This is a genomic window from Psychrobacter sp. P11F6 (genome assembly GCF_001435295.1).
Classification (GTDB): Bacteria; Pseudomonadota; Gammaproteobacteria; order Pseudomonadales; family Moraxellaceae; genus Psychrobacter.
On sequence record NZ_CM003594.1, the window covers coordinates 882,095 to 897,411 of the forward strand.

Consider the following 15,317-nt stretch of genomic DNA (forward strand, 5'->3'; position numbering starts at 1 on the left):
AAGCAAACCAACTTAATTGGGTGGATATTATGTTGATAAAAACAGAGTCAAACAATGCTTATCAATCGTCCAGTGGTTTTAATCAATGGTCGAAGCGTGTGGCTCTGTATTTATTGTCATTACCACGCCTGACTAAAAGCACCCTCTTATTTAGTATAGATTTTGCCATGTCGATCTTTTGCCTATTATTGGCATTGATGCTACGACAAGGGTATGTGGCTTCTCATATCAGTCTTGCAGCATTGGCTTTTTATGCATTCGTGCCGGTTGCTAGCTTATATCTTATTGGTTTTTATCGCAGCGCCTCTCGAGGGTTTTTTGATGCAGTGATGGGTCGTGTGCTGCAACTGTTTTTTTTACTTATTATTGTTTATCAAGTCATCATTTATTTGAGTCCATCAGCGACGATACCGCGCTCAGCCCCCGTTATATTTTTATTCCTATTTTTTATTTGGCTGTGGAATAGTAGGCTCATGATCCGCGCGTTACTGAAACGTCTACAAGGTGCAGGTCAAAGCCGTCGTCCAGATGTCTGTTGTGACAACGTGATTATTTATGGTGCAGGAGAAGCTGGTAGAGAGTTGCTAGAAAGTTTGAGACATTCTTATCAGTACAATGTAGTGGCGTATATCGATGATGACCCGCAGCTTACTGGGGCCTATTTACATGGCAAACAAATATATGCAGCTCACGCGCTTCCGTGGTTGATAGAAAAACTCAATGTGGCGCAGGTGATTTTGGCCATGCCCTCTATGAGCCGTAGTCGTAAAAAACAGATTATGGACAGTCTGTCAGGTATCTCCGTTAAGATAAAAGACTTGCCAAGCTTACGTGAGCTTGCTGATGAGATAGTAACTGTCAGTCATATACGACCCGTTGACATATTAGATGTGCTCGAACGAGAAACAGTCGAACCTGTTGCGGAGTTGCTACAAAAAAACATCACGGGTAAAAACGTTCTCGTTACAGGGGCAGGTGGTTCAATCGGTAGTGAGCTGTGTCGGCAAATCATCAAAAATAAACCTAAATGCTTGGTGCTATATGAACAGTCTGAGTATGCTTTATACACCATAGATCAAGAACTTGGTAATCTAAAAACAGCGAATGCTGATTATCAAAATATTGAGATTATTAGCATCATCGGCAGTGTCAGTAACGAAAAAAAATTAATCAATATATTCGAAAAAAACCATATAAAAACGATTTATCACGCTGCCGCCTATAAGCATGTGCCTATTGTTGAGTCCAATCCCTTTGAGGGCACCATTAATAATACTAAAGGCACCTACCATTGTGCCCGTGCTGCGATACAGGCTCGCGTTGAGACTTTTGTGCTGATTTCTACTGACAAAGCCGTGCGACCTACCAATGTTATGGGAGCGTCCAAACGCTTGGCTGAGTTGGTCTGCCAAGGATTGAGTCAAAGTAACAGTCAGACTTGTTTTAGCATGGTGCGTTTTGGCAATGTTTTAGGGTCATCAGGCTCTGTGGTGCCGTTATTTACCAAACAGATTGAGCAAGGCGGTCCGATCACCATCACTCATCCAGAGATCACACGCTATTTTATGACGATTCCAGAAGCGGCCAGTTTGGTTATTCAGGCAGGTGCGATGGCATTCGGTGGTGAAGTGTTTGTGCTTGATATGGGCGCGCCCGTCAAAATTGTTGATCTGGCAAAACGTATGATTCGTTTGACAGGTTGTGAGCTAAAAGATGATAGCAATCCCCATGGCGATATCGAAATCGTATTTACTGGCTTGAGACCGGGTGAAAAGCTTTACGAGGAGTTAATCATTGGTGAAGACAATATCGAACCTACTTTTCATCCATTGATTATGCAAGCAATGGAGCACAGCTTTCCTTTGCAAGATATCGAAAATATTTTATTTGAATTTGCAGAAAAAGCAAAGCAGCAGGATGTGGTCTGGCTGAAAACACAGTTTAAGTTTTTTGTCGAAGGTTACCGAGAAGGATCTGATAAAGATGTTGAGGTAGAGAAAGTAGATACCACATTGACCAATGAAATGGGTTAATAGAGAGAGGCGCGCTGTCATAAATTCCTTACAAGTTCTGTGAGTCACTAAATTGGACAATATGTCATGAGCTCTGGAGTATTTTCATCGATACAGAGCACAATAAATAGGTTGAAAACCAGTCACTTTGTGCGAGATGTGGTCATGGTCGGTGGCGGGATTGCTGCTGGACAGGCCATCGCCATGATTTTTATGCCATTTCTCACCAGACTATATAGACCTGAGGATTTCGGTATCGCTGCTGCCTTTACTGCTATCGTCAGCATTATTACGCCGATTGCCACTATGGGCTATGCCAATGCAATCGTGATGCCTGACAGTGATGAGGATGCTGCGGCCATTGCCCGATTGTCCATATTGCTCAGTGTGGTGATAGCCGTTTTCTCATTCATTGTTGTCTATGTTGGCAAGTTTCATTTGGCAAGTTGGATGGGTATGGAAAGCACGCCAAACATGCTATATCTCATACCATTAACGCTATTAGTCGGTGCCTTTCTTTCTGTCGCTGATCAGTCTGCTATTAGAGTGGGCTTATTTAAAGCGAAAGCTCGAGCTTATGTCGAAAGCAAGCTTGTGACAGATAGTAGTAAGCTGATAGGCGGTATGCTAGCGCCTTCAGGGATGTTGCTTATTTTATTGACGATAGCAGGGCAGCTCACAAACTTTATCATGCAGATGCTTCGTGTACCTAGAGTAGGTGTATTAAATGTCCGTCATTGGTTTGGCACTAAGGGTATTCGACATGCTGCCATATCGCAGCGTGATTTTGCTATATATCGTATGCCACAAAGTATCCTGAATGCGGCTTCAGTGGGGTTGCCAACTATCTTGTTAGCATCACTATTTAGTGCCTCTTCTGCAGGGCAGTATTCGTTGGCTGTCCTTGTGCTTGGCGCGCCAGCGATGCTGTTAGGTCAGGCGGTTGGAGAGGTCTTCTATCCTAAAATTACGCGTGCCATCACAGCAAATTCACCTGAGGCTTATCAATTTTTATTAAAAGTGACGTTGATTTTATTGGTGGTTGGTATTGTGCCATTCGGTACGGTGTTCGTTTTTGGCGATTATCTTTTTTCTTTAGTGTTCGGTGCAGAGTGGGCATTGGCAGGTAGTTATTCGCAGTGGCTGTCTATTTGGCTTTTGACCAGTTTAGTGTCTGGTGCGAGTACTGCGGCATTGCCAGCATTACGTTTACAGCGATTCCTTTTGATTAGAGAAGTGTTCGCAGTGGTATTTCGTGCTGCAGCGCTGTATGTAGGTTTTTACGTTTTTGAGTCAGATATGATAGCCATTGCCCTTTTCTCATTTGTTGGGGTGTTGCTCAGTTTATCTATCATTTATGTCGCTTTTCGGCGTCTTGTTCATATCGATGAAGTGGAGCAGTAGGTATGTTTTTTGACTGCTTTGAATGTCACAAAGGATATGTATGAGAAGTCTCAACTTGAGAGGCTCACTATGATTTCAGTCATTATCGCTGCATTTAATGCCGCTGCTACTATTGATCGTTGTATTAATAGTATTGACGTTGCGAAAAAGAGTCACGACATTGAACTGATAGTCATTGACGATGGTTCTAAAGATCATACTGCTAGCCTATTGCATAGCTGGGCGAGTGCTAGGTCATGGATTACGGTGAAATCTCAAAAAAATGGTGGCGTGGCAGAGGCTCGTAATACTGGGCTCGATATCGCAACCGGCAATTACATCGTTTTTATAGACGCGGATGACACCATTGATGATTGGTATTTTGATTTTGTCTTTGAACAAGCTGTAGATCGAGATGTCGAGATGTTGGCATTTGGTCATAAACGCATGATGCTGGATGGCTCTGTTATTGAGCGTCCTAATAGTACGGCAGAATACTCACGGCAAGATATCGAAATGCTACAACTGAGAGTGACAGAGAATAGACATATATATTGGTACGCCTGCACCAAGGTGTATAGCAAAAACTTAATCGCAGAGCTGCGTTTCGATAGCGACGTCAAATTTGGTGAGGATGGTATTTTTAATATCGCATGTCTAAGCAAAGCGAATCGTTTATCGGTGCTGCCAGACTGTCCATACAACTACTATGAAAATGCGACCTCGATAACAAGCTCACAATATAAATCAGGGCTTTTGGAATCCATTGAAGCGGACTATACAGCCAGAGTCAGGATACATGATTGGTCGATCAGTGCTACTGAAAAGCAAGTGCTATTATCGGACTTTGCTCGTAGTTATGTCGAGCATATGCTGCCATATTTACTTAATAATTTGGCGCATATCGATATGAAAAAACGTCGTGCAGAGCTGGTTAAAATACGCCAGTCTTTCGTTTATCAGAACTGTTTGCCGCATTATTATCAAAGGCATCCAGCACGCGGCATTCGTGTATTGATTTTATGTTTTTCACGGCGTTGGTATGTTATGACGCTGGTTATTCTTCAACTGTCTTGGTCTAAAGCAAAGGTGAAAAAATATGCTTAATATTGATTTGTTGCCTCAGCCTTTACGCAGTGATGAAAAGGGCCAAAAGCGCTGTTGTTTACTGCAACAGACAACAGCTAGCGGGCAAATGACTGAGAAGGCATTGTGGTTTGTATATCCAGCGAACTTGCCAATGCCAGAAGACGATGATTGTGATGCTTATTTACTGGCCACATTATTGCCCGCGATGCAGATGCGAGCAGCCATTCATGTGCATGGTAGCGTGTCGCATGAGCTATTAGCCAACCTGACAGAGCTACAGTATGTTTGGAATAAGTGGTTGCCAGAGCGTTATTTTTTGATTGATATAAAAGTGGATCGTATAAGAGAACAAGACTGCCATATAGATGGTGCTATCGCTGCATTTTCTGGTGGCGTTGATGCTCAGTTTACCGCTTATCGTCATGCGACAGGCAGAGCAGGATACGCCACACGAAATATTAAAGCAGGGGTTTTTGTGCATGGCTTTGATATACCTTTAGAGGATACAAAAGGCTTTGCCAGTGCGGCAAAAATAGCGGCAAACACACTCGCAGATATCAATATCGAGCTATTGCCAGTTGAGACAAATATTCGCACGCTTTGGTCTATCAACTGGGAAGACTATCATGCTGCTGCTATTGCCTCAGTATTATGCGGCTTGAAACGATATGCAGGAATTGGGCTCATTGGTAGTGGTGATTCTTATGATGTATTAATTAGTCCTTGGGGCTCACACCCAATCACTGACCCGCTGCTAAGTTCAGGTGACTTTAGAGTGATTCATGATGGTGCAGGCTTTAGTCGTTCAGAGAAGCTTCAAACTCTTTCAGCATGGCCCTTGGGTATTGAAGGCCTGCGTTTCTGTTGGGCGGGTGATCAAAATGATAGCAACTGTGGTCGCTGTGAGAAATGTGTTAGGACGCGTCTCAATTTTTTGGTTGCAGGTATAGATAACCCTCAATGTTTTAGCGAGCCCATAAACTCATCACTTTTTAAATCAATGGCTCTAAAGGGCAGGGCTGTCAGCATAGATTGGAAGTTAATTCGTCATGAGATGATTAAAACGGGTAGAGGTCTTGAATGGCTGCCATACATTGAAAAAGCACTCAAACGTAAACCGCCTCCTAACTTGAATAGATTGTTTCCTGTTGGCTCAAGGCGTCGTATGTGGGTGAAGAAGCTGTTAATGAGAAACGAATAAGGGAGTATTAAAAATGAATATTGCTGCTATAAAAAAGCTCATTCCACTCAAACTAAAAAAACACTTAGCCGCCTATATGGGAGCGAGAGGTTTACCATTACCAACTGGTAAACGATGCTTTGTTTTTCTTGCCGCCGACTATGGCAATATTGGTGATATTGCTATTTCTCACGCGCAAAAGCAGTATTTGCAACGTGTGCTGACGGATTATGACGTTGTTAGTGTGGCTATCAGTCAAACCAGATTTGTGCTCAATTCAATTAAACAGCAAATAAAAGAGACGGATATCGTCACTATCATCGGCGGCGGTAATATGGGTGGCACGTATCCTGATATTGAGGAGCTGCGCCAATTAGTCATCAAGTCATTTCCTGCCAATCGAATCGTTTGTTTTCCTCAGACACTAGATTGGAATGATTCTATTCAATCTAAACGTGCCTTGCAGCGTATTGTGAAAGTTTACGCCAAGCATCCAGATATACATGTTTTTGCCAGAGAGTCGATAACAGCGGCAAAACTCATCGAGCTTTTTGCTGAGTACAGTAATGTGCATATTGGTCTCGTACCAGATATTGTGATGAGCGCGAATGCAACAGTGCTGGGTACGACAGATTGCTTAGCGCCTTCAGGTATTTTGCGCTGCTTACGAGATGACAAAGAAGCCGCATTATCAGCTGAGCAATACGCCATGATAGACAAAGCCTTAGCAGATACTGGCTATCAAATTGAAAAGACCGATACACACGCTGGTGGTTCGCAACTCGATGAGGCACATTGCACAAAATTACTGACGGACAAGCTTAGTCAATTCCGTGCTGCAAAATTGGTCGTGACTGACCGGCTGCATGGCATGATTTTATGTTTGCTATCGGGTACGCCGTGCTTGGTACTCCCGAACGCCAATCATAAGATAAGACAGACGCAGTTGGACTGGTTAGGCGGTCATCCAAGGCTGGTGTTTTTAGAATTGGAAGAGATTGCTGATATTGCAACATTCATCGATAGCCTTCTGTCCCTGCCTCACGGTACGATGGATGAGTCTCCAGTTGATATAGCTGAGTATGATGACCTAAAAAAAGCGCTGGTAGCGATATGACGACTATCGAAACGCCATTAGTAAGTATCATCGTACCAGTGTATAACGTTGCGTCATATATCGATGCTTGCTTGGCATCCATCAAGCAGCAGACTTATCAGAATATTGAAATTATCGTTGTAGAAGATTGCTCCACTGATGATTCAAAACAAGCACTTGCGTCACATCTCATAGATGAGCGCATCAAAGTCATTCAGCATCATGAAAACAGCGGTCTTTCTGCGGCTCGTAATACTGGTATCAAGTCTGCGATAGGCAAATACATGATGTTCGTTGATTCTGATGACATTATAGACACTCGCTTGGTGGCAGCGTGTGTGGATTGTGCGCTCACCACGAATGCAGAGGTCGTGACGTATGGCTTTACACCGTTCAAAGATGGTATCACGGAGACAGATCTACCGTATCCCGCTAGCAATTTAGCATTTGAGGCAACCGAAATAGACGGCTCATATTTTAGCTTACCGCATTTTGCATGGCTCAAATTTATTAAATCTAGCGCAGTGCGGTCTGCCTCGTTACAGTTCCCAGTGGGTCTGTACTACGAAGACTGGCCTTTTCATTGGCATCTTGGCTTGGCTACTAATATTAAGTATCACCTGCCCATTGATTTTTATCTATACAGACAGCGTGGCACGTCGATCACAGGGTCAACAGATAAAAAACTATTAGACCTTTTCGTTATCCACGCAGAAGTCATCAGTTTAGTAGAGGACTATCAAGCGGATGAGGTTAAAAAAACACTCGCCAATAAAATTAAACAAAGTCATTGGAGTATCCTTACTCGTATAGATAATGACTATTTAGCAGCTGCATTGGCACAAGCTAAAAAAGCAGATAAAACGTTACGACTAAAAGGTTATAAGAGCGATTTGACCGTAAGAAATATGATGATTAGTAATATCGTACGTATGCCGACGCAAGTTGCCTTTCTGATGTTACAGGTGCTTCGTCAAGCGCTAGACAAAAGAGCAAGGGTTAAAGGTCAAGGGATGACAGATTCAGAATAGTTTTGAAAAATACGTTTGGTTTTATGGCTTCTTAATAGGTAAAGAGATGACTATTCAGAGAGTGCTGCACATCGTGGGGAAAATGGATCGGGCTGGGGCAGAGACCATGCTCATGAATCTATATCGCCATATAGATTATAGCCAGATGCAGTTTGATTTTATCACTTTTACCGACGAGGTCGGTGACTATGATGCTGAAATAATAGCGCTGGGCGGTAGGATTATACCGATTTTAGCGGATCATTCATTAGCGCGTATGTGGAAGCTTAAAAACTTCCTTAAACAACATCCTGACTATCAAATCGTTCATGCTCATATGCTATTAAACAATGCTTTTCATCTGCTGGCTGCTAAAGGTGCTGGCGTGCCGCATCGTATTTCACATTCTCATAGTACCAGTAATGGTAAAACCAATATTGTTAAAAAAATATATGAACAGTGGGCGTTCATTACCAATCGTAAATTGGCCACGGATAAAATGAGTTGCGGTGAACAAGCGGCAAATTACCTATTTGGCAGCATAAAAGACGTGTGGCTATTGCCCAATGCTGTGGACATAAAACAGATGATGACAGTCGCTAACCAATCACGACAGTATATCGACCAAGAATTTGGCGATGAGGGGCTAAAAATCATCCAAGTTGGTCGTCTAAATGAGGTTAAAAACCATCAGTTTTCTTTAGAGGTCGCTGAGCAGTTAAAACAACGTCAGATCGCCTTTACCTTATATATTGTTGGACAAGGTTCATTGGAGGCGAGGCTCAGGCAACAAGTAGCAGATAAGTCACTCCTAGATACGGTCAAGTTTTTAGGGATGCGTACGGATATCACAGAATTAATGGCCAGCGCCGACTATATGATCATGCCTTCGTTGCACGAGGGTTTCCCTGTCGTCTTGGTCGAGAGCCAAACAGTTGGGTTAAAGGCGCTGGTTTCTGACCAAGTATCGCCTGAAGTAGATTTAGGACTTGGATTAGTACAGTTTTTACCGATTAACTCAGCCAAGGATTGGGTTGATTGCTTATTAGCGCCTAAACAGCCAAAGCCCAATGAAAAAGACATAACCGCAGCGCTGAATTTATATGGATTTAGTGCTGCTACCAACGCGCAAATACTAATGCAAAAGTACTTGAGTGTGTGACGGAGTGGTTGCTTCTTATTTATAGTCGTTTCAAGGTAGTTTGGACGGAATGAGAAAAAAATCGAGGTGGATAGGCTATAGTTATATAGGTATTGGACGGTACAAAAGATACTAGACGGTGTAAACCTGCCACCATATCCGATTTATATAAGATTGACGACATCTACTTTTATAGAGGGTTAAATGCTTCCATACCTGCTGGTTCTTAGCCTTGTTATTTTTTGGATCGTACTGGAGAAAAAATCTCTCAATCGTACGTCTTTTTGGCTGCCGCTAATTATATTGACATTGTTTGCAGGCCTTCGTAGCTACCGAGTTGGTACGGATACAGGAAACTATACGAGAAATTTCAACAGTCAATTGAATGCCGAATACTTTAGGTTCAACGAAGACATTGAGTTCGGTTATCAGTTATTAGAGTATGCGTTGTTACGTATGACCACTCATTATTTTTGGCTGCTTGTTATTACCAGTTTAATTATTGTCTATTGCTATCTTAGAGTGATTAAAAAATACAGCGTAAATTATTGGTTTTCCGTATTTTTATTTATTACGTTAGGTGTTTATACTTTTTCTTTTAATGGACTGCGTCAAGGATTGGCAATGGCGATCTTTACCTTGGCCATTCCTTATCTGTTAGAAAAACGATTTATTCCATACCTGCTGATTTGTGCAATTGCTTCATTGTTTCATGTAACCGCATTATTTATGATTCCATTTTATTTTATCGTCAATTTAAGAGTAAAGCCCTTATATAAGATTTTGGCAACATTTTTAGGGTCGCTATTAGTGAGTGGGATTTTGGTCGCTTATATTTCTTCTACTAACGATAGATACGAGGGTTATGCGAAAGCATCCGATGAAGCAGGCGGATTTTTAACGCTTGGTTTTTACGCGGCTATCATGATTTTAATTATCTTGGTCAGTTATCTGTATAAAATCAAAGACAAAGAGTTTCAAAAATTAATAACATTTTATGCGTCAGGCGTGGTTTTTATCATACCGTTAGCGATGTTGGGCACCAGTCCTTCAGGTCCTCAAAGGCTGCTTGCGTATTTTACATGGACATTAGTTTTGATACTGCCTATGATTTTAAAAAGAATTAATAATATTTATTTATATATAGCGAGTATCATTATTTTTCTCATGTATTTTGTCTTGACGACATCGAGATTTAGTAACTTGAGTCCGTATATTATCAATCCGATATTTGAGGTTTTCTAATGAAAAATCAGACATATATATCTATTGGTATTCCCATTTATAATGCTGAAGCGTACTTGGAAGATGCTATCAAATCCATATTGGCTCAAACGCATGAGTTATGGGAGCTTATATTGATCGACGATGGCTCTACTGATGCGTCATTGGCCATCGCCAAGCGTTTTGAAGAGTCTGATCATAGAATAAAGGTCATTGCTGATGGGATAAATAAAAAACTGCCTGCTCGATTAAATCAGCTTATTGAAGAAGCGAACTATGATTATATAGCGCGCATGGATGCCGATGATCTAATTCATCCGGATAGACTGGCGATTCAATTAAGTTTTTTAGAAAAAAATCCAGATTATGATTTGGTTTCTACAGGTGTCGTGTCTATTGATAATTTTAATAAAGTTTATGGTTGTCGTCATATCGATCAAATTTACACAGAATTTAAAGAAATAGCCGCTGCGTATCCTATTGTGCATGCTGCTGTTTTGGCAAAAAAGAGTTGGTACGAACGAAATAAATATAATGAAAATTATCCAAGGTCTGAAGATTATGATTTGTGGTGTAGAGCTATCTCAAATCAAGATTTAAATTTAGCGGTATTGCCCGATTTATTATACTATTATAGAGAAGAAGGGAATTTATCATTATCTAAAATAACCAGATCATATAAAGACAGTTTTAAAACGTACTGTGAATATAAAGGAAACAGTTATTTAGGTTCTTTGAAATTATCAGCAAAACTGACAACAGTCAATTTTTTAGATTCGATAGGATTATTACAAAAGATAGCCAATAAAAGAAATAAATTAACAATATCTGACACGCTAAGAAATCATCATCAGTCAGTGGTAAATAGTATTTGTGCTAAATGACATTTTTTATAAAATGTCACTGATAAAATAATATATAAAAAATGCTGAGGTGCTGAAATGACATTAAAGATATGCTTTCTAATGACAGATGCGGTGTCATTTAATGTGCTATATCGCGATCAGCTTGAATACATTAGAGATCACGCGGATGTTGAGATCACCTTAATCTGCGGTGGCGATAAACAGCAGTTAGATATTTTACGTGAGCGCAAAATAGGCAAGGTGATTAATTTAAATTTTCAGCGTAAGCCTTCTTTGTTTAAAGATGCTCAGTCACTCGCGCTTTTAACCCGCTATATGCTATCGAATCGTTTTGATGTGGTGGTTTATTTAACACCTAAAGCCTTGTTGTTAGGGAGTATCGCAAGTGCTGTTACATTGCAAAAGAGACGAATTGCTTTTAGCGTGGGTAGAGCCTATGAGAATTTTTCAGGTTTAAAAAAGAGGGTGTTTCAGGGTCTGGATATATTAAGCTTTGGCTTATCTCACGAGGTTTTATTTGTTTCTGAGTCTTTGCTCAGCGTATGCTTAGCAGAAAATATCCTCAAAAAAAGTAAGGCAACTGTCATTGATAATGGCTCATTTAACGGCATCGATACTGATTTGCTGCAACCTATGGCTCAGCTAGAAAAAGAGGCGTTAAGAAAGAAGTACAAGATACCTGAAAATACCTTTGTGATTTGCGTGGTAGGACGAGTTTGTGATGATAAAGGCTTCAAAGATATTGAGTATATATCCGAAAAACTAAGAGCAGAAAACGTCTACTTTATGTTCATAGGAGACTGTGAAGACGACGTAGGAAAAGTAGTCGTTGAGAAAGTTGTCAAAGATAATAGAGGTGTATATATACCAGCCAATCCAAATGTACACGAGGTTTTTCAGTGTGCTGATTTACATTTATTTTTGAGCTATCGTGAAGGGTTTGGCAGTGTCGCTATTGAAGCAGCAAGTTGCGCTGTTCCAACTTTTGCCTATGATGTCGTTGGTGTAAAGGATAGTGTCAAAGAAGGTATCAGTGGTCGAAAATTTAATTTTAAGGATATGTCGTCTGTCGCCGAAGCGATCAGTGCTGCTGCTACTGATAAGGAATTTGAAAAAAGATATCCTGATGCAAGAGACTGGGCCATTGCAAATTTTGAACGCAAGCAATTGTGGCAAAGTTATTTAAGTTTTTATTTACGTAATAGGGATGACCGCGTAAACGACAAAAGGCGGGCTGCAAAATGATAAAGCGACTATTTGACATCACGGCGGCCACGGCGGCCTTGGTAATATTATCTCCTGTTTATGCTATTACGGCTTATAAAGTCAAAAAAAACTTAGGATCACCAGTGATATTTAAACAAACTCGCCCTGGTCTAAATGGCAAGCCGTTTGAGATGATTAAGTTTCGCTCGATGAAAGATGCTATCGATACAGAGGGTAATCCTTTAGAGGATGATGAGCGTTTGACGGCATTTGGTAAGACCTTGCGTAATAGCAGTCTCGATGAGCTGCCTGAACTATGGAATGTGATTAAAGGCGATATGAGTTTGGTGGGGCCGCGACCACTATTAATGGAATATCTGCCCCTATATAATGATGAGCAAGCGCGTCGCCACCGTGTACGTCCGGGTATTACGGGATACGCACAAGTTAATGGTCGCAATGCGATTGGTTGGCATGAAAAATTTACGCTCGACACATGGTATGTCGATCATCAGTCATTATGGTTAGACATTATGATCTTGGTTAAAACAGTAAAAAAAGTCATTATCAAAGATGGCATTAGTGCTGATGGTGAAGCGACCATGAGTAAATTCACAGGTAATAGCGTCGATAAAAACACGCTTTGATGAGGAACGCATGCTAAATACTCCTTTTTCACCTTGGCCTAGTTTTACTCAGCAAGAAGCGGATGCGGTCAGTCAAGTATTGTTATCCAACAAGGTCAATTATTGGACAGGGCAAGAATGCCGTCAGTTTGAAGAGGAATTCGCTGACTGGGCGGGTAGCAAATACGCGATTGCATTGGGCAACGGAACTTTGGCATTGGACGCGGCATTGCAGGCACTTGGTATAGGTGTGGGTGATGAAGTTATCGTGACGCCGCGCACTTTTATTGCCAGTATCTCCTCAGTGGTTAATGCAGGCGCGACGCCCATTTTTGCGGATGTTGATGAGGCGACAGGGAATATCACTCCAGAGTCGATAGCGGCGGTATTGACGGACAAAACTAAAGGCATCGTCTGTGTACATTTGGCAGGTTGGCCCTGTGATATGGATGGCATTATGGCACTGGCAGATCAGCATCATTTATATGTCATTGAAGACTGTGCACAAGCGCATGGTGCACGCTATAAAGGTCGCAGCGTTGGTAGTATCGGTCATATTGGCGCGTGGAGTTTTTGCCAAGATAAGATCATGACCACAGGCGGCGAGGGCGGCATGGTCACCACCGATGACGAGCAGTTATGGCGAAAAATGTGGGCGTATAAAGACCATGGCAAAAGCTATGCGGCGGTCTATGAGACCGAGCAGCTGCCCGGCTATAATTGGCTACATGAGAGCTTTGGCACCAACTGGCGCATGACCGAGATTCAAGGCGTGATTGGGCGTATTCAATTGGCACATATGAGTGACTGGATAGCGAAGCGCAGTGCTAATGCTCAAGCGATATTAGAGGTATGTGCTAAATGGGAAGAAAAAGGCTATCTATCGGTGCCGACATTAGAGCAAGATTATCAGTTTCCAAACTCTACCCATGCCTATTATAAATTGTATGTTTATGTGCAACCAAATAACCTAGCTGAGGGCTGGACGCGTGATCGCATCATTGAAGAAATAAATGCGTCAGGCGTGCCTTGCTATTCAGGGTCTGCCTCAGAGGTATATTTAGAAAAAGCATTCGATGATACAGGCTTGCGTCCAGAAAACAGACTGCTAATAGCAAAACAGTTGGGAGAGACTAGCTTAATGTTTTTGGTTCATCCTACCTTAACCACTGCCGAAATCGCGCAAACGATAGATGCAATCGATCGCGTGTTTGCTTCAATGATTCAGTAATGTGAGAATATCGCTTATTAAGGCGTGTTGAGTATTTATAAATAGTTGCGGCTATTAACTTTTATTTTTGATTGGACTTTCTTATAAAACGGTAAAGGTTGTCAAGGTTGCATCGGTAATGACATGATATTGCTGGATTGGCGAGTGATAGAAATTTATAGGTATCCAAGTCTTATCTCACGCTAGGATTTTTTAGCCCAGACAGGTACAATATCAGTCTTAATCATACATTGATCAAGCATAAGACAGGCATGCAAATAGTTGCGGGCGCTGTCTTTCTTTTTTTTATCGCACCCTCTATTGGAGTTACTATGTCAACTGCCCAAGGATCTGCTACCGTTTTGGACGGTAAAGCACTTGCTAAACAAATAGAACAGCAACTGAGTACGCGTGTAGACGCTATCAAGAATAAAACAGGACGCACCCCAAGCTTAGCGACGATATTGGTCGGCGACGATCCCGCTTCTGCGACTTATGTACGTATGAAAGGTAATGCTTGTAAACGTGTCGGCATGGATTCTATACGCGTTGAGATGCCAAGTGCGACAACCACTGAAGAGCTGATAGCGAAAATAGATGAGCTCAATAGTAATCCAGACGTCCATGGTATCTTGCTACAACATCCAGTGCCTGCACATATCGATGAGCGTGCTTGCTTTGAGCAGATTGACTTGGCAAAAGACGTCGATGGTGTGACCTGTCTTGGATTTGGTCGTATGGCGATGCAGCAGAGCGCTTATGGTTCATGTACCCCGCAAGGCATCATGCATTTACTAGAGCACAATAATATTGAGCTTGCTGGCAAAGAAGCCGTGGTCGTAGGCCGCAGTGCAATTTTAGGTAAACCAATGGCGATGATGCTATTGAATGCCAACTGCACCGTAACGATTTGCCATTCAAGAACGCAAGATTTAGAGTCTCATATTAAGCGTGCGGATATCGTGGTTGGGGCAGTGGGCGTGCCTGAACTGATCAAAGCGGAGTGGATCAAAGCGGGCGCTGTGGTTATCGATGCAGGCTTTCATCCAACGGATAATGGCGGCGTTGGTGATATCGAATTGCAAGGCGTAGAAAATATCGCCAGTGCTTATACGCCTGTACCGGGCGGCGTGGGTCCAATGACCATTAATACCTTGATTCGCCAAACGGTTGATGCTGCTGAAAAATCTGCCGGTTTGAATATCGGCTAAAAAGAGAGTCATACGAATACTGATTGCCGATAAATAAGGGGCCTGAGGTAATATATACTCAGG

The 15,317-nt window shown here is 41.9% G+C and carries 13 protein-coding genes; all 13 read left to right on the plus strand.

The window, feature by feature from the left end:
* Window positions 1-29: 29 nt before the first annotated feature.
* The 13 genes from AK822_RS03750 to folD all read left to right on the plus strand — a co-directional run bounded on the left by AK822_RS03750 (window position 30) and on the right by folD (window position 15,254).
* Complete coding sequence (locus AK822_RS03750; protein WP_060490604.1) at window positions 30-2,033, plus strand: nucleoside-diphosphate sugar epimerase/dehydratase; 2,004 nt, start codon at window positions 30-32, stop codon at window positions 2,031-2,033.
* Between the two features lie 66 nt (window positions 2,034-2,099).
* Complete coding sequence (locus tag AK822_RS03755; protein WP_087945552.1) at window positions 2,100-3,416, plus strand: oligosaccharide flippase family protein; 1,317 nt, start codon at window positions 2,100-2,102, stop codon at window positions 3,414-3,416.
* Window positions 3,417-3,485: 69 nt separating this feature from the next.
* A complete protein-coding gene (locus tag AK822_RS03760) occupies window positions 3,486-4,502 on the plus strand; it encodes a glycosyltransferase family 2 protein (RefSeq protein WP_060490606.1) in 1,017 nt (338 codons plus the stop codon).
* On the plus strand, window positions 4,495-5,685 hold the full coding sequence (locus AK822_RS03765; protein WP_060490607.1) for a hypothetical protein: 1,191 nt from the start codon (window positions 4,495-4,497) through the stop codon (window positions 5,683-5,685). Before AK822_RS03760 ends, AK822_RS03765 begins: the two co-directional genes overlap by 8 nt.
* A gap of 13 nt (window positions 5,686-5,698) precedes the next feature.
* Entirely contained in the window at window positions 5,699-6,781 is a 1,083-nt protein-coding gene (locus AK822_RS03770; RefSeq protein WP_060490608.1) for a polysaccharide pyruvyl transferase family protein, read from the plus strand.
* Window positions 6,778-7,791, plus strand: coding sequence for a glycosyltransferase family 2 protein (locus tag AK822_RS03775; protein WP_060490609.1), 1,014 nt, complete (start codon window positions 6,778-6,780; stop codon window positions 7,789-7,791). Before AK822_RS03770 ends, AK822_RS03775 begins: the two co-directional genes overlap by 4 nt.
* A 46-nt stretch (window positions 7,792-7,837) precedes the next feature.
* On the plus strand, window positions 7,838-8,932 hold the full coding sequence (locus AK822_RS03780) for a glycosyltransferase (protein WP_228139054.1): 1,095 nt from the start codon (window positions 7,838-7,840) through the stop codon (window positions 8,930-8,932).
* A 183-nt stretch (window positions 8,933-9,115) separates the two neighbouring features.
* Window positions 9,116-10,156: an EpsG family protein gene (locus AK822_RS03785; protein ID WP_060490610.1), complete on the plus strand. Its 1,041-nt coding sequence runs from the start codon at window positions 9,116-9,118 to the stop codon at window positions 10,154-10,156.
* On the plus strand, window positions 10,156-11,019 hold the full coding sequence (locus AK822_RS03790) for a glycosyltransferase family 2 protein (protein WP_060490611.1): 864 nt from the start codon (window positions 10,156-10,158) through the stop codon (window positions 11,017-11,019). The genes AK822_RS03785 and AK822_RS03790 overlap by 1 nt, the downstream gene beginning before the upstream one ends.
* 57 nt (window positions 11,020-11,076) lie before the next feature.
* Window positions 11,077-12,246 carry a glycosyltransferase gene (locus AK822_RS03795; RefSeq protein ID WP_087945554.1) on the plus strand — a complete coding sequence of 390 codons (1,170 nt, stop codon included), beginning with the start codon at window positions 11,077-11,079 and terminating at the stop codon, window positions 12,244-12,246.
* Window positions 12,243-12,854 carry a sugar transferase gene (locus AK822_RS03800; RefSeq protein WP_060490613.1) on the plus strand — a complete coding sequence of 204 codons (612 nt, stop codon included), beginning with the start codon at window positions 12,243-12,245 and terminating at the stop codon, window positions 12,852-12,854. Before AK822_RS03795 ends, AK822_RS03800 begins: the two co-directional genes overlap by 4 nt.
* 10 nt (window positions 12,855-12,864) lie before the next feature.
* Window positions 12,865-14,064: a DegT/DnrJ/EryC1/StrS family aminotransferase gene (locus AK822_RS03805; protein ID WP_060490614.1), complete on the plus strand. Its 1,200-nt coding sequence runs from the start codon at window positions 12,865-12,867 to the stop codon at window positions 14,062-14,064.
* A 311-nt stretch (window positions 14,065-14,375) separates the two neighbouring features.
* Window positions 14,376-15,254, plus strand: coding sequence for a bifunctional methylenetetrahydrofolate dehydrogenase/methenyltetrahydrofolate cyclohydrolase FolD (gene folD, locus AK822_RS03810; RefSeq protein WP_060490615.1), 879 nt, complete (start codon window positions 14,376-14,378; stop codon window positions 15,252-15,254).
* Window positions 15,255-15,317: the final 63 nt, after the last annotated feature.